Source organism: Rhodococcus sp. BP-261, from assembly GCF_019835205.1.
Taxonomy (GTDB): Bacteria; Actinomycetota; Actinomycetes; order Mycobacteriales; family Mycobacteriaceae; genus Rhodococcoides; species Rhodococcoides kyotonensis_B.
Map to the genome: position 1 here is coordinate 263,560 of NZ_JABUCO010000004.1, position 18,991 is coordinate 282,550.

Genomic DNA, 18,991 nt, shown 5'->3' on the forward strand with positions numbered 1-18,991 from the left:
GCCCGGCTACGCGAGGACGGTCGAGAGATAGTGGTGGACGAAGGTCACCGCCATGGCACCTTCACCGACAGCCGACGCGACCTGTCTGACGGAGTTGCGCCGGACATCGCCAGCGGCGAACGAACCCGGCACCGCGGTTTCCAGATGAAACGGTGTCCGCTCCAACGGCCAGGTGGATCTGCGGGGGCTTTCTTCGAGGTCTGAGCCGGTGACGAGGAATCCGTGGTGATCGCGGACAACCGGTGTCTGCGCCGCCCATTCGGTGTCGGGTTCGCCCCCGATGCACACGAACAGTCGAGCGGTGTCGACAGATTCGGCGACGCCGGTTCGAGAGTCTTCGATTCGAATGGAGGTGAGGCTGCCGGTGCCGTCGAGTTCGGTGACCCTGCTGCACGTGCGGATCGTGACGTTCGGCTGTTGTGTCACCCGTTGTTCGAGGTAAGCGGACAACGTGGCCGACAGGTTCGTTCCGCGAACCAGCATGGTGACGTGTTTGGCGTAGGCGGACAGGTTCATCGCCGCTTGACTTGCCGAGTTTCCGCCACCGACCACGAAAACCTCGAGGTCTTCACAGTTCGGTGCTTCGCTGGTTCCGGCGCCGTAGAACAGGCCGCGGCCGATGAATTCGTCCTCGCGGGCCAGACCCAAGCGCCGCCACTCGACTCCGGTTGCGCAGATGTTGGACCTCGCCACCAGAGTGGTTCCATCGTTGAGGATGGTGCGAACGCGGTTGTCCTCGAACTGGGCTCGCCATCCGTCTCGCATGAGCAGAAGCTCCGCTCCGAAGGATACCGCTTGCTGACGGGCCCGCTCTGCCAGTTCTCGGCCGGATATACCACCAGGGAAACCCAGGTAGTGTTCGATCAGGCTGCTGTAGCCGGCTTGGCCACCGATCGCGTCCCGCTCCAGGACGACCACACTGAGACCTTCCGATGCCGCGTAGACCGCAGCAGATAGTCCCGCCGGGCCCGCACCGTAGATCGATACGTCGTATTCACGCAGTTTCGGCTGTTTGACCCAGCCGAGCCGGTTCGCGATCTCGGTGACGCTCGGCGAGCGCAGGCGTGTCCCGCCGGGAAGATCGACGATCGGTAGGCCCGCGTCCGTGAGGGGCAATCCGATGAGCCGGGTGCAGTCGAAATCGGTATCAACTGCAGTCCAGGAGAAATGAACGACGCTGCGGCTGAGGAAATCTCGGATTTCGAAGGCGCGGCGGCACTGGCTTCGTCCATACACCTGCACGACTTCGGTGGGGTGTCCCATGGTCGAGCTGCCTCTCGTCGGCGAAGTTCGTGCGCACTACGGCGATGCCGCGGCACCGGAAACTCGCGAATTCCGGTGCCACGGCATCATGAAGAATTAGTCGGCGATGAACGCGAGGATGTCTGCGTCCAAGGCCTTCTGGTAGTTGCCGTAGATGCCGTGCGGTGCACCGGGATAGATCTTCAAGGTGCCGTCCTTGACCAGTTCGATGGACTTGTGTGCGGCGTCGGCGACCGGAACGATCTGATCGTCGTCGCCCTGGGCGATCAGGATCGGCACGGCCAGGGCTTTGAGATCCTCGGTGAAGTCGGTCTCGGAGAACGCCTTGACGCAGTCGTAGGCGGCCGCGAGGTTGACCAGCATGCCTTGACGCCAGAAGTCGTACTTTGCTCCCTGTGAGACGTGCGAGCCGTCGCGGTTGGCGCCGAAGAAGGACTCGGCGAGTTCGAGGTAGAACTGCGACCGGTCACCGAGGACGCCAGCACGGATACCGTCGAACACCTCGATGGGTGTGCCGTCGGGGTTGGCGTCGGACTTGACCATGATCGGGGGGACTGCACCGGCGGTGATCACCTTCGATACCCGCGTGCCGCCGTGTTGTGCCGCGTAGCGGACGACTTCACCTCCCCCGGTCGAGTGTCCGATGAGCGTCAGATCCTGCAGGTCGAGGTGCTCGACGAGTTCGGCGAGATCGCGCGCGTAGGTGTCCATGTCGTTGCCGTCGTAGGTTTTCGACGACCGGCCGTGGCCGCGGCGATCGTGTGCGATGGCGCGGTAGCCGGCGTCGGCGAGCAGTTTCAGCTCGACCTGCCACGCGTCCGAGGACAACGGCCAGCCGTGGCTGAGTAGTACCGGTTTTCCGGTGCCCTGCTCGGTGTAGTAGATCTCGGTTCCGTCGGTTGTGGTGAAGTAAGCCATGGTGTCTGTCTCCTTGTTGGTTGGGGGCTGGGGAATTAGCCGAGCATTTCGGGCCAATTACGGGGTAGTCGTTCGGCGGGTCCGGGCACCGATTGCGTGTCGGGATGGCTTCGCGGAGGTGCGAGGGCAGGGCCGCTGTCGGCGAACTGGGCAGATCCGTAATCCCAGAACCACATTTCGTCGGGTTCGAAACTCTGGATGATGCGGTGGCCCGTGGCAGCCGCGTGCGCGCTGGCATGACGGTTCAGGGAATCGTCACAGCAACCGATATGGCCGCATTTGGCGCACCGTCGCAGGTGCACCCACCAACTGCCCGACTGGTCGCACTCGGCACAACCTGTTCCGCTGGGCGGCATAGATGGATCGATGAAGTCGGCAAGGCTGGTCATGGATGTCCTTTCTCGCGGCGGTCCGCGCACAGCCCCTGCGCTGCGGTGAGATCGGCGGCGCAGGCAGTGACGTTCACAGTGCCTATTCGACGAACAACTGGAAGCCGCCCGGCTGCCACTGACAGAGGAAATTCGTCTCTTCCTTCTGATTCACCAGGAAGTTCCCGAGGTCGAAGCATTCGGTTTCCGTGGCGAAAGGCTCGCCGTAAGCGGTGAATTGACTTGCACCGATCACGACGAACCTGCTGTAGTCGAGGCCGGGAAACGCCTCGACCCGGACGATGTCGCGTCCGATGTCGGAAGGCTGGTAGTGGATTGTGGAAGCCCCCACGGGAATCGAACCAGGCGGCACTGGGAGGTGAGCCCCGCGCGGGAGGTGCACGTACACGTCGTGGGTGGAAGCGTTGTCGTCGGCAAGTGCAGGGCCGGCGAGAGCGAGGCTGGCGGCCACTGTCAGAACGGCCGATCCGGCGATAGTGGCGAGACGAGAGATTTTCATGGAGGTTCCTTGGGACAGTGTCGATGGACCTTGGCAGGAGCGGACAGGTTGTAGCGCAATGATTTCTGACCGCAGCACCGAACGCCTGAGTCAAATGACCCGCTGGGTGGCAGCTGCTCCGAAATGGTCGTCGGCGCGCCGCACAACGTCAGATCCGGCCGGATCTCGAGGTTGGCCGGCGGCCTGCCACACCGTGCAGCCCGATGCAGGGCCTCGGCGGCCGCGTGCCACGAGCCTCGCTCAGGCTTGTCGAGCATGTACGTCTGCACCACCGTCAGATCTGCCGACGGCTCGAGCAAAGCTCTGAGGCCTTCGCCCAACATCGTGCAACTGAACAGTGCAGGTTTCCGGTCGTCATGGGCCCGGTGATCGCCGAGGAGGGTCGGTGCGGTGTGCATGTTGAACACGCGCCCACTGTTTTGGGCGCGGAACACATGCGCCGCTGCGCGTGTCATGTTGACGATGCCGAATGGGTTGACGTGCAACGTCGTAGCGCCGCCAGCGGGCGGGTCGGCGCGCGGTGCAGGGCCGTTGACCAGGAAGTCCAGTCCGCCGAACATCTCGACCACTTCCTCGACTGCCCGATCGGCATCACGGGGATCGCCGATGTCACCGATAGAGATTGCTGCGGTGCGGCGGGCACCAGCCCTCGATGGAGGACTACCGGCACTATCTCGGGGAACGAGTTCGACTACGTCGTCCCCGTCGCTCAGCAGCCGAGTGACCAACGCGCCGACCACGCCGGACTGGGGGCCGGTGAACATCCACACACTCATCGTCGACCTACTTCCCCCGCATTTGCTGGTTCGGCTGTTCTCCGTGTTTCCTGTGCCTGCTAGGCGATTCGACATGCCGGAGCGACGGCGCGCCGAGCGAGTGGCTCGACGACCGAGGATCTCAGTTCGGTGATGGCATCGCTCAACGACGTGGTCACGGTCAGCAGGTCGGCGGCCCAGCCGTGCAGAGGGACCGGCGGAACGACGTCACCCGATTCGATGCGGCGTTGGCGCGGTGCGAGAACGCTTGCGCAGACGCCGGCTGTTCTCTGGCACGCAGTCGAATAGATCGTGTGCACCGCGTTCGCTGCACCCACACGTCGTGCGCTTTCCGATGCGAAATATGGCTTCCCTGCGAAAGCTATCTGCTGCGTTGTTTGTTCGATCACAGAGGCGACTGCTTCGACGCTGTTGAACAGCGCGGATATCGTGTTCGAGTCGCCGAGCCGTCTACGTCCTGTCCCCTGGAGAGGGAGCCCTGTCGAGTCGGCGAGATACCGTGCGACAGAGTTGATGTCGAGTGCAGGTGCACTGGGGTCGGAGTCTGCGGGGCCGAGATAAACGGTCAACGGCCGGTCGGTCGATTTCTGTGCCGCATCGACAGTCAGCAGTATGCGCCGCGCCCATCTCTTCATGCATGCGGCGGCTGCGCTTGCCGCTGCTGGATCGCCGACATCGAGCGCCGCATCGCTGTCCAGGCGCCGGCTGAACTCCACAATCGCGTTCCGGAACAGCACCGCGCCGGGCAGCAGCACTCGAGAGACTTCGACAGCTGTCGCGATCGTCGCAGCGGCCATGAAGCTGTGCGACGGATCCTGTAGGGCTGATACATCGGAAGGTCGAACAGTCATCTTCGATCCACCGGTCTGTCCCAGCAAGACAGATGCACGGTCGGCGAGCATCTGATCGACGGCCGCGCCTACTTCGGACACGCTCCTGCAGTGGCACACATCGGCGCGGAACTGGTCATCGAGATCGCCGTCGACGACGTGATTGGCAGCTGCTGTGATGGCACCGGCGATATTCAATGACGCCACGCCTCGGGCACCGTTCGAGTACGCGGCAGCGCGGCGAATATGGGCGTAAGCGTGCAGAATACCGACCGGAAGCGCGCCGCCGTCGACGCCCTGGTCGTCGACGACCATTAGCTCCGTGCCTGTGGCCCGCGAGCCGACAGGCATATCGGACCGGGACGAACAAGCAGTCGAGCTGGCTGGTGAACCGCCGAGACTGTCGCGGCGTCGGCGAGCGGAGACTGCGCGATTGTCGTGAGAGCACCACTGTGCTGCCATCGCGTGTACCCCTTTCCAAACGAATTCAGGAAGCAGCCGTTTGCCGGTGACCGAATCGGATGTCGCATCCCGCGGCAGCTCGTGTCGTCGTATGCTCGCCCGATTCGATAGTCCTTGTCATGCGTCAAACGACCCAAGTGACTGTCGCACAACACTGTTCGCATCGAACACCGCATCCGATGACGCGTCAATTGACGCATGACGGGCCCGCCGACGGCGCGACATACTCGTTGTCACCGACCACCACTCATGGGATCGATTGCGGCTACGGATCGCGCTGCTGAAACGAAGGACCCGCATGACCTCAACCGACCTCCCGCCGACGTCCCCGACCACGTCGTCGGCCACCCGTTACGCCATTCTCGCTATCTGCTGCAGCAGCGTGCTCGTTGCATCCTTGGACAACACCATCGTCAACGTTGCCCTGCCGTCGATCGCCCGTGACTTGGATGCGTCGTTGTCGACACTGCAATGGACCGTCGACGCATACCTGTTGGTGCTGGCCAGCTTGCTGATGCTGTCGGGATCGATCGCAGACCGTTTCGGTCGAAAGCGCACCTTCGCAATTGGTTTGGCTATCTTCACTTTCGGGTCGGCTATGTGCGGGATATCGACCAGCGAACAATGGCTGGTCTCGTTCCGAGTCGTTCAAGCAGTCGGCGGATCCATGCTGGTCCCCGTCGCACTTGCAATCGTGACCAACGTCTTCACCGAATCAGCAGCGCGCGCACGAGCAATCGGATGGTGGGCAGCGACCAGCGGCGTCGGCATCGCCGCCGGCCCACTCGTCGGAGGGTTCCTCGTCGATTCTGTCGGCTGGAAGTCGATCTTCTGGCTCAACGTCCCAATCGGCATCATCGCAGTCCTCGCCACGCTGTACGTCGTTCCAGAATCGAAAGCGTTGCAGCCGAGACGCTTCGACCCGTTCGGGCAGATTCTGGTGATGTTCTTCCTCATCACGTTGGTCTTCGGGATCATCGAGGGCGGGCGACGAAGTTGGACCTCCCCGTCCATCCTCGTCGCCCTGGTACTCGCAGCGCTGTCGCTGGTGGTGTTGATTGCGTGGGAGCGGCGGCACCCCGAGCCCCTCGTACGGCTCGAACTGTTCACCAATTACGCCTTCTCCAGTGCCTTCGCCATGTCGGTCCTAGGATTTTTCGCCTTCTCCGGTCTGATGTTCGCCAACACTTTGTACCTGCAGACTGTCCGCGATCTCAGTCCGTCCGAGGCCGGACTGCTGACATTGCCGCTGGCGGTCGCCACCATCATCACCGCACCGATATCCGGCCGTTTGCTCAGTAGCCGGGGCCCACGCACACCTCTGCTTGTCGCGGGCAGCGCACTGGCACTCGGGGCGGCATTGTTGCTGCTGACCGGCGCGAGCACACCGCTTTACTGGCTCGCCGCCCCCTACCTGGTGTTCGGAGCGGGGTATGGGTTGCTCAACGCGCCGATCAACGACACGGCCGTCTCGGAACTGCCCGACGACCAGGCGGGAGTCGCCGCCAGCATGGTCTCCACAGCGAAACAGGTCGGCGCATCACTCGGCGTCGCGGTCATCGGAACGATCCTGGCCGCGAACTCGACCAGCGCCTCTCTCTCTGCGGGATGGAAACACGCCAGCATTACGGTATGGATCCTGCTGGGGACCGCGGGCGTGCTTATCGCCGTAATGAGTGTGGCGTTGTCCTCGGCGGCCTCACTTGCTGCGCCCGTACCGACCGACCATGTGGTCGCACCCAGAACGCGCCCGATCTCATGACCCTCTGCCCGCACGCCCCTGCACTAGCTGATCGGCCGATGGCGCCGCCGCTCGTCGTCTCGCGCGGCAGAGAGGTCGTGCTCTATACGCCTGGACCTGTCCGGCCGAGTGGCTCCGGCGCGCCGGGCTGCTGGAGAAGTCACATCCCTCGAGATAGGGCGAACCCGCTTGGAGGAGCCACTGTGCCCACTGCATCGCCTACGGGAGGCGGCGGGGTGCGGAACACATCCGTGATCAGCCACGCCACAACGGTTCTTGCCCCGCACGACGCTGCGCCGTCAGCCCGGCCGGCCGTCACCCAGCCGATACCCCGACTCGACGTCGTCGCGCATGGTGCCGTGTACGAGGACACGGCGCAAACCATCGGGTCGCTTCATTGGCTCGCCGGCACCTCTGGGCGTCGCTCGATCCACTGCGGAACTCCGCTCGTGCTGATGCTGTTCGTTCTGACCGTTCTCGAACTGACAACGCTGCTGTGGTTGACCGTCCTGGTGATCACGATCATCGGTGGACTTGCCGGGGTGATCTTCTGCTGCTTCGTCGAGTCCACACCGCCGCACACGACTACGGTGGCGCCCTCTCCGAGCGTCTGACCACCTGCCGCCGCACCTCAGGCTGCTCGGCGGTCCGGCCCGGTTATGGCTGACTGGCCATGATTTTCACCGTCAGATGCTTCATGAGCGGCTGGTCGCTCTGCTCGCTGAAGTCGCCGATCGGGCACAACACGTTCAGCTCGGGCATGTAGCCGGCTGCATTGCCTTCGGGGATGTCGTACGCGACCGCGGTGTAGCCGTAGACATGTCGGGTAGTCCCGTCCTTGGCGAAGCTGGTGATGTCGACGGCCGCGAACTCCGGGAGCTCGAGGCGCTCCATGTCGCGACGGTTCATGAACACCAGGGTTCGTAGATTCTTCACTCCCCGGTAGCGGTCGTTGTCCGAGTACACGGTGGTGTTCCACTGGTCGTGTGATCGCATGGTGCCCAGCATCATGTATCCGGTGGGCGGGAGAACATCTCCCATTGCTGCAGTGGAGAATTCGGCACGTTCGGATGGGGTGTGGAAGTTCAGCTCGCGCGCCGGTTGGGTTATACGGAAGCCGTTCCGCTCACGGACGCGGAGGTTGAAGTCCTCGAAGCCAGGAAGAACGCGCGCCATGACGTCGCGAATCCTGTCGTAGTTGTCGACGTACTCTTCCCAGGCGGTGTCGCTGTTCGGCAGTGTCGCGCGGGCTAGTCCGGCGATGATTGCGGGTTCGGACTTCAGTAGCGGCGAGGGCGGCTTGCGTGACCCCTTGGACAGGTGGACTCGGCTCATCGCGTCTTCGACGCTGACACTCTGCAGGCCGCTTCGTTGTTCATCACGTTCGGTGCGTCCGATGCAGGGCAAAATCAGCGCTGCCCGCCCGTGTACGAGGTGACTTCGATTGAGTTTCGTGCTGACCTGCACGGTCAGTGCGCAGCGGCGCAGCGCTTCAAAGGTGTAGGCCGGGTCCGGTGTTGCGAGCGCGAAGTTCCCGCCCATGCCGACGAACACCGACACCGTTCGATCGTGCATCCCTGCAATGGTGCCGACCGTGTCGAGACCGTGTGCCCGGGGCGGAGCGATACGACACACCTCGGCCAGGGTGTCGAGGAACTGTTGTGTCGGGCGGTGATCGATGCCGCAGGTGCGGTTGCCTTGAACGTTGCTGTGTCCGCGCACCGGGGACGGCCCGGTGCCCGGGCGGCCGATGTTGCCCCTGAGCAGCAAAAGATTGACGATTTCCCGGACCGTGTCGACGCCGTGCTCTTGCTGGGTCAGACCGAGGCACCAGCTGATGATCGTCTTGTTCGACCGACGGTAGATATCGGCGACCTTGCGGATCGTGCGCTCGTCGACCCCGGATTGAAGAACGATGTCCGCCCAGCTCTCACGTTCGCAACAGGCGCGGTATTCCTCGAATCCTGCGGTGTTGGCTGCGACGAAATCCATGTCGATGACGGAGGGGTCAGTGGGGTGCAGCTCGAAGAGGACCTTGGCGATGCCGCGAAGAAGTGCGAGATCGCCACCGATCCGAGGCTGCACGTCGAAGGTGCCCGTCTTCGTGGCGTGAAAGGTTGCCATCGCGCCGAACTCGTGCGGGACGATGGTGCGCCGTGACGCAGCCTCGACGAGCGGATTGACGTGCACGATCTGCGCGCCGCGTCGATGGGCTTCGGCCAGAGCGGTCAACATGCGCGGCGCGTTCGACGCGGCGTTCACGCCCATCACGAACAGAGCCTCCGCTTCGTCCCAGTCGTCGATGTCGGCGGTGCCCTTACCTGTCCCGAGAGCAGCTTGCAAAGCGCGGCCGCTGGCCTCGTGGCACATGTTCGAACAGTCGGGGAGGTTGTTGGTACCGAACTCGCGTGCCCACAGCTGATAGAGGAACGTCGCTTCGTTGCTGAGCCGGCCCGAAGTGTAGAACGCGGCACTGTTCGGGTTGCGTAGCTCGCGGAGCGCGGAACCGACCAGCTCGAACGCCGCGTCCCACTCGATGGGGACATATTTGTCGGTGATCGGGTCGTAGACCATCGGTTCGGTCAATCGTCCCTGGTCCTCGAGCGCGAAGTCGCTCCACCCGGCCAATTCGCTGACGGTGTGGCGGTCGAAGAAGTCGCGGTCGACGCGCTTCCTGGTCATCTCCCATGTGACGTGCTTGATACCGTTTTCGCACAAATCCAGGTGCAGGCCGTTCCGGTCGTCGGGCCAGGCGCATCCCGGGCAATCGAAGCCGCTCTGCTCGTGGTTCATCGTCACCATCGCGCGTGTGCCGGACAGCACTTCCTTGCTCGAGAACAGCACCTTCCCGACGCTGCGTGCCGCTCCCCACCCAGCGGACGGGTGGTGATCGTCTTTCTGTTTCGGCCTCTTGTCTCGACCAGGTCCGCACCCCGATGCGGGCACACCCGGTGCGCCTTGACTGCGGATCGCGATGTCCGGAGGTGTGAGATCGTGGGTGTCCATGGCGCTCCTGTAATCGCGGTCCGGCACGGCACAACGGTGCCCGCGCGTGCCCAGTATCGAGTTTTCGTCGGTCTATGCCATCAGTCGAATGACTCGACCATCCGCGTGCGAGACCGAACGAGGCACAGACCTCAGGTCATTCGACTCAATCGCAAATCCGGTCTCGGCGGCGACACTTCTGAGGTGTCCACTCCCGCAGCGAAATCGATACATCGGTCTTCGGCATCGCAACACGCCACCACTCTCCTGCTCTCGTTCGGCGCGGGAGGTGCCGACGCGTTCGCATTCATCCTGCTCGGAGGGATTTTCACAGCGAACATGACCGGAAATTTGATCCTGGTCGGGATGGTCGGCCGAAATGCTTACGGGCACGTCGTGATCGGAGCGAGCTTCGCGATCGTGGTGTTCGCGCTGACCGCGTGGAGGGCACTGCGCTGCACCCGAGGAACGCCAGAACATGTTGAACGTAAATCGATTTCACTGCTGGCTGTGGGTGCTGCAGCTCAGATCGCGATCATGGTGACGTGGTCGGTGGCCCACGACAACGCTGGACCGCAAGTCGTACTCATGTTGATCTGTCTGTCCGCTGTGGCCATGGCGGTACAGACCGTCGTCGCCCGCCGTATGAAAGCTCCGGGCGCGCTGACCACGACGTTCGTCACCGGAACGATGGTGTCGCTGCTCGACGACGTGGCCTCCGGACGACGGGAGTACGTCTGGATCAGGGCAGCGTCGATCGCAACCCTGGTATTCGGTGCGCTCGTGGTGGCGGTCGTCGTGCTCGTCGCTCCGATAGCCGCACCGCTCGTTCCCGCGCTGGCAGGGTTGACTGCCTACCTGATCACTTTGAACGCCCACATGGGTACACACATACAACGAACCGCGCCGGCAACGGTATGACTCGACCTGATACCGCCACCGCCGCAGTCGGCCACGCTGAACCCACCCGCCGATACTACGTTCGACCGTCCTCCGACGGCCGATGACAGGGGACATACGATGACCGAACTCGCAGGCGCAGAACACGATCGACCCCGGCGTGGACGTCAGCCGTTATCGTCGGCGACGGCGTTCGTCGGGGTCGCTTACGCCTTCATCGTAGTCATGATGGGGACAACCATGCCTGCGCCGGAGTACTCGCTCTACGAAGCGCAATTCGGCTTCTCGGAATTAATCATCACGGTGATATTCGCCATGTATGCCCTCGGCGTTCTCGGAGCGCTCCTGGCGTTCGGACGATGGTCGGACGCTGTCGGCCGGCGTCCGATGCTGATCGCCGCGATCATCATGGGTATCCTCAGCGCGGTTGTTTTCGTGTTCGCCGATTCCCTGACGACACTGTTGATCGGCCGGGTGCTCTCCGGGATATCGGCTGGGGCCTTTGTCGGGACCGCTACCGTAACCTTGCTCGAAATGGCGCCGGAGAAGTGGCGAAGTGCTGCTCCGGCAGTGGCCACCGCAGCGAACATCGGTGGCCTCGGACTCGGCCCGTTGATGGCAGGTGTTCTCGTGCAATATCTTCCAGACCCGACCCAGGTGACATACGTCGTGCACGCACTGCTGCTCGTGATAGCGGCACTTGTCGTCTATCGTGCGCCCGAGACGGTGGTGGTTGCACCGGGTGTCCGGCCACGCCTGCAGTGGCTGTCCGTGCCGTCGGCGGTGCGCAGCGATTTCATCCGCGCGTCGGTCGCCGGATTCGCCGGCTTTGCGGTCATGGGGCTCTTCAGCGCGATCTCCCCTGGCTTCGTCGCAGGTGTGCTCGGCATCTCCAACCACGCAGTCACCGGAGCGGTGGTCTTCGTCGTTTTCGCATCCTCGGCGCTCGCCCAGGGCGTGTTGCGCGGCCGAAACCACCTCACCGCGCAGCGCCGCGGTTGCGTCGTCCTGGTTGTCGGCGTTGCCGTTCTGGCGCTGTCGCTCTGGGTGAGCTCGCTTACCCTCCTACTGGCCGCAGCGATCGTCTGCGGCACCGGTCAAGGATTCATTTTCAAGAGCGGCATCGCAAGCATCACCAGCGAGCTGCCCCAGCACGGCCGGGCCGATGTGACCTCGGCGTTCTTCGTCGTGGTCTACATCGCCCTCTCGCTACCGGTCATCGGCGCAGGAGCATTGGCGACGCAGTCGGGTCTGATCACGGCGGGCATCGTCTTCGCTGCAGTCGTCGCTCTACTGGCAACGTTCGCCTTCGTCCTGCTGACGGTCGAATCTCGGAACCGACACCGCGTCCCACGCCACGCTGTGAGTTCCGACAGCACGCCTTCGGGCCCTTTTGCCGGTTCATCCGTCTGGTTCGAGTCAGACGACTGATGCCGGCGGTGCGTTCGTCCGAGACGCTTTCACCAGCTGAACTCGTGGAAGGAAACTCATGACCGGTGTACGCGTGGTCGTCGCCGACGACGATGTGCTGCTGCGCGAAGGTGTCGTCAGCGTGCTCAGACACGCAGGGCACGACGTTGTCGCTCAAGCTGGCGATCCGATCGAGTTACTCAGCGAAGTCGAGACAACTCAGCCACGGCTCGCCGTCATCGACATCCGAATGCCACCGACGTACACCGCCGAAGGACTCGACGCCGCGGCACGAATTCGGTCGGAACATCCCGACGTGGCAGTACTACTACTGTCCGCGCACGTCGAAATCGACCACGCGCTCGAAATACTCGAAGGCGGCAAGTCGACCGGATACCTGCTCAAGAGCAGGGTCACCGACCTCGAGGATTTCCTCCATGCCATCGATCGAGTCGCCGGCGGAGCCTCGGTCATCGACCCGGCGCTGGTCTACGAACTACTGTCGGCGAACAAGAAGAACAATCCACTCGATGCCTTGAGCGCACGCGAACGCGACGTACTCGCTCTCATGGCCGAAGGACTGTCGAACTCCGGAATCGGGCGCCGATTGTGGATCACCGAGGGAACCGTCGAGAAGCATGTTCGGAGCATTCTCACGAAACTGAATCTGCCCGACGCACCCGACGACCACCGACGTGTCCGCGCCGTGATCATGTATCTCGACTCGGTGAGTTCATGAGCTGCAGAAGCGACGTCGCGGACAACTCGAACTTCGGAAGAAACCCGACTGCCGAACTCACATCGATCAAATCCATGAAGTCTGTCTCATCATGCGTGGATACCAACACGATCGCCGGCTGCGGGTCCCGGTCACCGGTACTCAGCATCTCTACGACGTCGAAACCACTCTCTGCGCCCAAGTCGATGTCGACGATAATCAGTTGCGGCGAAATCGTGTTGGCAACCACCACTGCGTCCGCGGACGTCGCGGCCGTCCCGACGACTGCGGCACCGGCCTCGAACAGCACCGTCTTCGCAGCAGCGCAGAAGGCAGCACTGTCGTCGACGATCAAGCAGCGAGAATCCGAGAAGAGCATGGTATCGAGACTGTCAGAAGACAAGATCGGTGGCATTCCCGCTACCCGGAAAATCAGACGAGCATCGTCGTGACGACCGTCCCATTCCACGAACGCCTCATTCGAAGGGTGCTGCGACCCAGCACTCCCGCCGGAACTTGGGGTGTTGTTCTCTCGCTGTGTTTGATCGCCGTCGAAGTGACAGTGGTCCTGCAACTGAAGCAGATTGCGCCAGAGAACTCGTTCGGTGCGGTGTTCATGTTCGGTGTATTGATCGTCTCGGCTGGGTGGGGCTTTCGCATCTCGATTGCAACCTCCGTCGCCAGCGCTGCCGCCTACGCCTACATTCATGCTTCCGAGGACAGCATCAGCCTCGTCCCCGCGGTGCTCGTCTTCACCGTGCTCGCTCTGGTCACCAATGTCCTCGTCGGCCAATCACGACTACGTGCAGTCGAATCCGAGCAACGCAGACAGGAAGCCGACCTCCTCGCACGGCTTGCGCGGTCGATGCTCATGACCTCCGACATCAGGAAAATGCTCGACGATGCCGGCGAGCGCCTCACCTCCGAACTCGATCTACCACGACCGCACACGTGCATCGTGCTCGGACCGGCGCCATCACTCGACGCCGACCGGGAGGCAATCGCCCTTACCGACGGTCCGACTGTGATCGGCGCGCTCCTCGTACCGCGAGGGCTACAAGCTGCTGACACGAGGCGAGTACGCCGGATCGTGCCGGCACTCGAATCCCTTCTCACTGCTGCACTTCAGGCTCAGGAGACTCGGCATGAACTGACTAGATCGCGGGCACGAGTGGTAGCCGCAAGTGACCACGCACGCCGAACAATCGAGCGTGATCTGCACGACGGGGCACAGCAACATATCGTCTCCCTCGGCCTGCAACTGCGATCTGTCCAGGCCGCTGTACCGGAACAACTGCCCGAGCTTCGACAACGCGTTGACGGAAGCATCGAAACGCTCACCCGAATACACGAAGACCTACGCGAACTGTCCCGCGGCATCCACCCGGCGATCCTGACCCGTGGCGGCCTGGCACCCGCGTTGAAAACTCTCGCTCGGCGGAGTTCGATTCCAGTCTCGTTGAACACCGACATTCCCGCACGCTTGCCAGACGCTATCGAAGTTGCTGCCTACTACGTCGTCGCCGAGGCCTTGACCAATGCCGCAAAGTACTCGGGTGCGACGGAGGTGACGATCTCGGCCGAATCAACCACCGCGGTGTTCGACCTGATTGTCTCCGACGACGGTTGCGGTGGAGCCGACTTCACTTCGGGTTCCGGCTTGATCGGCCTACGCGACCGAGTAGCCGCCGTCGGAGGAACACTCACGTTGCGGAGCACGCCGGACTCCGGAACCACCTTGACCGTCCGCATAGCCGGCCGGCCTCCGTCACCTCCCAGAGGGCGCGCCGAGGGACACGACGGCTTCGCTCGTGTACGCGGTGAAGGTCAGTGACTCCTGGAAGTACAGCTCGATCTTCTCGGCGTCGTGGGAGGAGTAACCGATGGACAGGTCCTGCCCGAGGTGCAACGCAAAGTCTCCGCCGCGTGTGGACAGCAAGAACGCACCGGGAACTGCAGGCGCCCAGACGATGTCGCCGTCGAGCACACGTCGAAGGTGCTCGCTGATCGGGTAGCCGTGATCGGAGGTCTCGTTGATCGCAGTGAACGCATCGGCTCCGAGGACCAGTGAATACGGGCCGTTGACTCCGGTCAGACGCAGCATCGTGATTGCGCGGCTGACGGTTTCGGGATACCCCCGAATGTCGGCGGGAAGCTCGAGTTCGAGGTTGGCCGTCGCGACCCGCAAGCCGATGATGTCCGCGGCGGCGTAACCCTCGAAGATCGCACGATCCTCCGCGAATGCGGCCAGCGTCGCAGCATCTTTCACCGGCTGCCAGTCCGAGTCGCTCGCGCCGCGCTCGACGTCGTCGACGGCCTGTCTGCTGACCGTGAACGGCACCCTCAACTCCACTATCGGTTTCGTCTCGCGCGCGTGGACGAACACGCCGTCGAAGATCGGTTCGATGCGCCGTAGATGTCCGGTACCCACCGCTGCGAGCGTGGGCCCCGCAGGGCCTTCGACGTCGACCACGCGCCGACCCGCGACGTTGCGCTCGAACGTGCGCCTGGCTTCCTCGTCGATCTCGGCCCACGCCGATACCGAGATGGGTGCCAGTTCGCGATGCAGATTACTCATAGGACAGTTACTTTCTTTCCGACAATTTTTGCGAGACTACCGATTCCGAGTGAACCGTCCGATACAGTTTCCCGCTCCGACGATTTCGGTGCTTGTGGGTTGGTGGGCGCATTCTCGAGGAAATCCACGGTGGGGACGAAGAACAGCGAGCCTGTCACGGCGGTGGAGAAGTCGAGAATGCGATCGTGGTTGCCGATGGGATTCCCGACGAACATGTTGCGCAGCATTCTCTCGATCACGGTCGGCGTCGCGGAATAGCCGATGAAATAGGTACCGAATTCCTTCGTCCCGATGGTCCCGAAAGGCATGTTGTCGCGCAGGATCTGCAACTGATTGCCGTCGTCGTCCTCGATGACGTTGAGCGCTATGTGCGAGTTCGACGGTTTGACGTGGTCGGCCATCTCGATGTCGTCGAGCTTGCTCCGCCCGATGACCTTCTCCTGCGCTTCAGTAGACAGTGAATTCCATGAATCCATGTCGTGCAAGTACTTCTGTACGACGACATAGCTGCCTCCGAGAAACTCCGCGTCTTCGTCGCCGACCGTCACGGCCTCGGCTGCGTCGTCGCCCGTCGGATTTTCGGTGCCATCGACGAACCCCATCAGATCGCGCATCTCGAAGTACTTGAACCCGTGCACTTCGTCGACGACGGTGACGGAACCATCGAGCGCCCTCATTATTCGAGTCGCCATCTCGAAGACCAAATCGGCTTGCTGTGCGCGAAAATGGAACAGCAGATCACCCGGTGTTGCGGGCGCACTGTGCTTTTCACCGCGGACCGGAACGAACGGGTGCAGTCCGGCAGGACGTGGGCCGTCGAACAGCCTGTCCCACGCTGTCGAACCGATCCCCACCACGCACGCCAGCTTCCCCTCTGGTACCCGGAACCCGACCGAACGTTGCACACCTTGAATGTCGGCGAGAAGGTCTCGTACTGTGTCTTCACCGCCGTCGTCGATGGTGACGACGAGAAAGATCGCGGCGGTGGTCAGCGGGGACAAAACTGGTTGCTGGGTCACAAGATTCAGCCTCACAGATTGCGATGTGATTGGCATTGACGCTTCCGTGAACTCACTACTACCTGCTAGCAGGTACCGAGTCGCTCTGCTCGGCGAGGAAGCGGTGCGCGAAGGTCACCGCCATCGCCCCTTCTCCTACCGCCGATGCGACACGCTTGACCGAATTTCGACGCACGTCGCCTGCCGCGAAAGCGCCGGGCACCGACGTCTCGAGGTAGAACGGCGGCCGATCGAGGGGCCAGTTCGAGTTGTTGCCGTCGAGGTCGGGTCCGGTGACGAGGAAACCCGCCGAGTCTCGCACGATGCCTGTGCCCTCGGCCCAGTGCGTATCCGGCTGTCCCCCGATGCACACGAACAGGTGTCCCGTATCGGCCGATTCGACGCGCCCGGTGGTCGAATCGACGATTCGAATGGACTGTAACCCGTCGGAACCGTCGAGCGCGGACACCTGCGAACACAAGCGGATGTCGACGTTCGGTTGCACTCGGATGCGTTGCTCCAGATAGTCCGACAACGTATCGGCCAACCGTCGGCCCCGCACGAGCATGGTGACGTGCCGGGCATGGGCGGATAGGTTCATCACCGCTTGGCCCGCGGAGTTGCCGCCTCCGACGACGAACACCTCTTGGTCGGCGCAGTTCGGAGCCTCACTGGTTCCTGCGCCGTAGAAGAGGCCGCGGCCCATGAACTCGCCCTCTCTGGCGAGGCCGAGCCTGCGCCAGTTCACGCCCGTCGCGCAGATGTTGGATCGTGCGACCATCGTCGTTCCGTCGGTGAGCTGAGCATGAATGCGCCCGTCACGGAACTCGGCTCCGATGCCACCGCCACGCATGAGCAGCAGCTCCGCACCGAACGAGACTGCTTGTTGCCGTGCCCGTTCCGCCAACTCGCCACCCGAGACGCCACCGGGAAATCCGAGGTAGTTCTCGATAAGACTGCTGTAACCGGCTTGCCCGCCCACGGCCTCGCGTTCGAGCAGGACCACGCTCAGTCCCTCCGATGCCGCGTACACCGCGGCCGACAGGCCCGCCGGTCCCGCTCCGAATATAGAGACGTCATATTCTTTCCGACTCGGCTGTTTGACCCAACCCAGACGGTTGGCGATCTCGGTGAGCGACGGTCCGTACATGTTCTCGGCGCCGGGTAGCGCGACGACGGGAAACTCGACGTCCTCCATGGGACGGCCGAATGCGGAGACGCAGGCAGCGTCGCTGTCGATCGGGATCCACGTGAAGTGCACGACGCTGCGGCTGAGAAAGTCTCGCACTTCGAAAGCGTGTCGAGAATGACTGCGGCCGTAAACCCTCACCGCATGGTCGGACATCTGCATGTCAGCTTTCCTATTCCTACGAGCCCGCACCCAAGGCACGAACGGTCCTCGTCTTCAGCTGCGAGCGGTCGCAGCCACACGTCTGCGCGAGAACGCACGCGCGTAATTGGGTGGATAGCGCAGTGGCGCGCCCAACTCGAGTGCGGCGCGGTGTGCCCAGTACGGATCACGAAGCAGCTCGCGCGCGAGGAACACCGCGTCGGCGTCACCGGACTCGATGATCGATTCAGCTTGGGTCGGTTCGGTGATCAGACCGACGGTGGCCGTCGGCAACGCTGTTCTGCGTCGCACCTCGGCGGAGAATCGGGTCTGATAGCCCGGCCCAACGGGGATCCGTGCGTCCGGGACGATTCCACCGGTGGAGACGTCGACGAGGTCGACGCCGCGAGTCGACAGCGCCTCGACAAGGGCAACGGTGTCGTCCACCGTCCAGCCTGGGCGTGAATCGTCGGTGTCTCCGCTCAACCAATCGGTGGCCGAGACGCGAAAGAACAACGGACGCTCCGCTGGCCATTTCGATCGGACCGCGTCGACGACTTCGAGGGCGAACCGCATTCGGTTCGGCAACGACCCTCCGTAACTGTCCGTGCGATGGTTGGTGGCCGGTGACAGGAACTGGTGGATCAGGTACCCGTGGGCTCCATGCAATTCCAGAACGTCGAATCCGGCGTCCCGCGCATGGCCAGCGCTCGACGCGAACGCCGCCACGATTTCCGCGATCTCATCGACCGAGAGCTCGGACGGAATTGGCATGTCGCCGAATGCAACCGGACTGGGAGCCACGGTGCCCCACTGCTGTTCCACATGCGAACCGTCGCCCCACGGGCGACCCGTCGACCCTTTGCGACCTGCATGGACCAGCTGAATCCCCGCAGCAGCTCCCTGCGCGTGCAGGAAGTCGATAGTACGGCGATGAGAGCGAGCCTGTACACCGTTCCACAACCCGAGATCGAACTCGCTTGCCCGGCCGTCCGGTGCGACCGCAGTCGCTTCGACCATTGCCAGTCCGACTCCCCCGATGGCGCGAGCAGCAAAATGCTGGAAGTGCCAGTCCGTGGCCGCTCCCGTCGCGGGTCCCGAGGGTTCCGCCGCGTATTGCATCATCGGCGACATCCAGATTCGATTCGAAACAGTCAACTCGCGGAGCGTGATCGGTTCGAACAGTGCGCTCAC

Annotated in this window: 18 protein-coding genes; 6 read left to right on the forward strand and 12 right to left on the reverse strand. The window is 63.0% G+C overall.

The features are described 5' to 3' along the window. Positions 1-6: 6 nt before the first annotated feature. From HQ354_RS06985 to HQ354_RS07010, 6 genes are all read right to left on the reverse strand, one after another. Positions 7-1,263, reverse strand: a complete 1,257-nt coding sequence (locus HQ354_RS06985) for an NAD(P)/FAD-dependent oxidoreductase (RefSeq protein WP_068423388.1) — start codon at positions 1,261-1,263, stop codon at positions 7-9. Positions 1,264-1,359: 96 nt separating this feature from the next. Then, the gene (locus tag HQ354_RS06990) at positions 1,360-2,181 is read right to left on the reverse strand and encodes an alpha/beta fold hydrolase (protein ID WP_068423387.1); all 822 of its coding nucleotides are present in this window, start codon (positions 2,179-2,181) and stop codon (positions 1,360-1,362) included. 35 nt (positions 2,182-2,216) lie between these two features. Next, entirely contained in the window at positions 2,217-2,570 is a 354-nt protein-coding gene (locus HQ354_RS06995) for a UBP-type zinc finger domain-containing protein (RefSeq protein ID WP_084423626.1), read from the reverse strand. A gap of 82 nt (positions 2,571-2,652) precedes the next feature. After that, positions 2,653-3,069: a hypothetical protein gene (locus HQ354_RS07000; RefSeq protein ID WP_068423386.1), complete on the reverse strand. Its 417-nt coding sequence runs from the start codon at positions 3,067-3,069 to the stop codon at positions 2,653-2,655. Continuing rightward, positions 3,066-3,920, reverse strand: coding sequence for an SDR family oxidoreductase (locus HQ354_RS07005; RefSeq protein ID WP_084423625.1), 855 nt, complete (start codon positions 3,918-3,920; stop codon positions 3,066-3,068). The genes HQ354_RS07000 and HQ354_RS07005 overlap by 4 nt, the downstream gene beginning before the upstream one ends. Then, positions 3,905-4,990, reverse strand: coding sequence for a hypothetical protein (locus tag HQ354_RS07010; protein WP_068423384.1), 1,086 nt, complete (start codon positions 4,988-4,990; stop codon positions 3,905-3,907). Before HQ354_RS07010 ends, HQ354_RS07005 begins: the two co-directional genes overlap by 16 nt. A 445-nt stretch (positions 4,991-5,435) precedes the next feature. Here HQ354_RS07010 and HQ354_RS07015 point away from each other — a divergent pair, with 445 nt between their 5' ends. Next, positions 5,436-6,899: a DHA2 family efflux MFS transporter permease subunit gene (locus HQ354_RS07015; protein WP_068423383.1), complete on the forward strand. Its 1,464-nt coding sequence runs from the start codon at positions 5,436-5,438 to the stop codon at positions 6,897-6,899. A gap of 182 nt (positions 6,900-7,081) precedes the next feature. After that, on the forward strand, positions 7,082-7,492 hold the full coding sequence (locus tag HQ354_RS07020; protein WP_157105253.1) for a hypothetical protein: 411 nt from the start codon (positions 7,082-7,084) through the stop codon (positions 7,490-7,492). Between the two features lie 43 nt (positions 7,493-7,535). Here HQ354_RS07020 and HQ354_RS07025 read toward each other — a convergent pair whose 3' ends face one another. After that, entirely contained in the window at positions 7,536-9,884 is a 2,349-nt protein-coding gene (locus tag HQ354_RS07025; protein ID WP_084423624.1) for an FdhF/YdeP family oxidoreductase, read from the reverse strand. A gap of 183 nt (positions 9,885-10,067) precedes the next feature. Here HQ354_RS07025 and HQ354_RS07030 point away from each other — a divergent pair, with 183 nt between their 5' ends. The 3 genes from HQ354_RS07030 to HQ354_RS07040 all read left to right on the forward strand — a co-directional run bounded on the left by HQ354_RS07030 (position 10,068) and on the right by HQ354_RS07040 (position 12,912). Then, positions 10,068-10,784 (forward strand): YoaK family protein, encoded by a 717-nt coding sequence (locus HQ354_RS07030; RefSeq protein WP_167674243.1) that lies wholly within the window; start codon positions 10,068-10,070, stop codon positions 10,782-10,784. Positions 10,785-10,883: 99 nt separating this feature from the next. Beyond that, positions 10,884-12,194: an MFS transporter gene (locus HQ354_RS07035; RefSeq protein WP_068423380.1), complete on the forward strand. Its 1,311-nt coding sequence runs from the start codon at positions 10,884-10,886 to the stop codon at positions 12,192-12,194. A 58-nt stretch (positions 12,195-12,252) separates the two neighbouring features. Further along, on the forward strand, positions 12,253-12,912 hold the full coding sequence (locus HQ354_RS07040; RefSeq protein WP_068423379.1) for a response regulator transcription factor: 660 nt from the start codon (positions 12,253-12,255) through the stop codon (positions 12,910-12,912). Here HQ354_RS07040 and HQ354_RS07045 read toward each other — a convergent pair. Continuing rightward, complete coding sequence (locus HQ354_RS07045; RefSeq protein ID WP_157105252.1) at positions 12,884-13,270, reverse strand: response regulator; 387 nt, start codon at positions 13,268-13,270, stop codon at positions 12,884-12,886. The genes HQ354_RS07040 and HQ354_RS07045 overlap by 29 nt on opposite strands. Positions 13,271-13,432: 162 nt before the next feature. Between HQ354_RS07045 and HQ354_RS07050 the strand changes: the two genes are divergently transcribed. Further along, the gene (locus HQ354_RS07050; RefSeq protein ID WP_261768521.1) at positions 13,433-14,725 is read left to right on the forward strand and encodes a sensor histidine kinase; all 1,293 of its coding nucleotides are present in this window, start codon (positions 13,433-13,435) and stop codon (positions 14,723-14,725) included. Here the strand turns inward: HQ354_RS07050 and HQ354_RS07055 are convergent. The 4 genes from HQ354_RS07055 to HQ354_RS07070 form a co-directional block, all read right to left on the reverse strand. Further along, entirely contained in the window at positions 14,660-15,469 is an 810-nt protein-coding gene (locus HQ354_RS07055; RefSeq protein WP_068423378.1) for a family 1 encapsulin nanocompartment shell protein, read from the reverse strand. The genes HQ354_RS07050 and HQ354_RS07055 overlap by 66 nt on opposite strands. Next, positions 15,466-16,524 (reverse strand): Dyp-type peroxidase, encoded by a 1,059-nt coding sequence (locus HQ354_RS07060; protein WP_068423377.1) that lies wholly within the window; start codon positions 16,522-16,524, stop codon positions 15,466-15,468. Before HQ354_RS07060 ends, HQ354_RS07055 begins: the two co-directional genes overlap by 4 nt. A gap of 22 nt (positions 16,525-16,546) precedes the next feature. Next, positions 16,547-17,755 (reverse strand): NAD(P)/FAD-dependent oxidoreductase, encoded by a 1,209-nt coding sequence (locus tag HQ354_RS07065; protein ID WP_254303453.1) that lies wholly within the window; start codon positions 17,753-17,755, stop codon positions 16,547-16,549. Between the two features lie 117 nt (positions 17,756-17,872). Continuing rightward, positions 17,873-18,991: an NADH:flavin oxidoreductase/NADH oxidase gene (locus tag HQ354_RS07070; RefSeq protein ID WP_068423375.1), complete on the reverse strand. Its 1,119-nt coding sequence runs from the start codon at positions 18,989-18,991 to the stop codon at positions 17,873-17,875.

Bases quoted from the DNA above. Each gene is read 5' to 3' on its own strand.
- HQ354_RS07035 (WP_068423380.1), top strand. From the start codon at position 10,884: ATGACCGAACTCGCAGGCGCAGAACACGATCGACCCCGGCGTGGACGT.
- HQ354_RS07045 (WP_157105252.1), bottom strand. From the start codon at position 13,270: ATGCTCTTCTCGGATTCTCGCTGCTTGATCGTCGACGACAGTGCTGCC.
- HQ354_RS07055 (WP_068423378.1), bottom strand. From the start codon at position 15,469: ATGAGTAATCTGCATCGCGAACTGGCACCCATCTCGGTATCGGCGTGG.
- HQ354_RS06990 (WP_068423387.1), bottom strand. From the start codon at position 2,181: ATGGCTTACTTCACCACAACCGACGGAACCGAGATCTACTACACCGAG.
- HQ354_RS06985 (WP_068423388.1), bottom strand. From the start codon at position 1,263: ATGGGACACCCCACCGAAGTCGTGCAGGTGTATGGACGAAGCCAGTGC.
- HQ354_RS07015 (WP_068423383.1), top strand. From the start codon at position 5,436: ATGACCTCAACCGACCTCCCGCCGACGTCCCCGACCACGTCGTCGGCC.
- HQ354_RS06995 (WP_084423626.1), bottom strand. From the start codon at position 2,570: ATGACCAGCCTTGCCGACTTCATCGATCCATCTATGCCGCCCAGCGGA.
- HQ354_RS07010 (WP_068423384.1), bottom strand. From the start codon at position 4,990: ATGGTCGTCGACGACCAGGGCGTCGACGGCGGCGCGCTTCCGGTCGGT.
- HQ354_RS07005 (WP_084423625.1), bottom strand. From the start codon at position 3,920: ATGTCGAATCGCCTAGCAGGCACAGGAAACACGGAGAACAGCCGAACC.
- HQ354_RS07025 (WP_084423624.1), bottom strand. From the start codon at position 9,884: ATGGACACCCACGATCTCACACCTCCGGACATCGCGATCCGCAGTCAA.
- HQ354_RS07000 (WP_068423386.1), bottom strand. From the start codon at position 3,069: ATGAAAATCTCTCGTCTCGCCACTATCGCCGGATCGGCCGTTCTGACA.
- HQ354_RS07060 (WP_068423377.1), bottom strand. From the start codon at position 16,524: ATGCCAATCACATCGCAATCTGTGAGGCTGAATCTTGTGACCCAGCAA.
- HQ354_RS07040 (WP_068423379.1), top strand. From the start codon at position 12,253: ATGACCGGTGTACGCGTGGTCGTCGCCGACGACGATGTGCTGCTGCGC.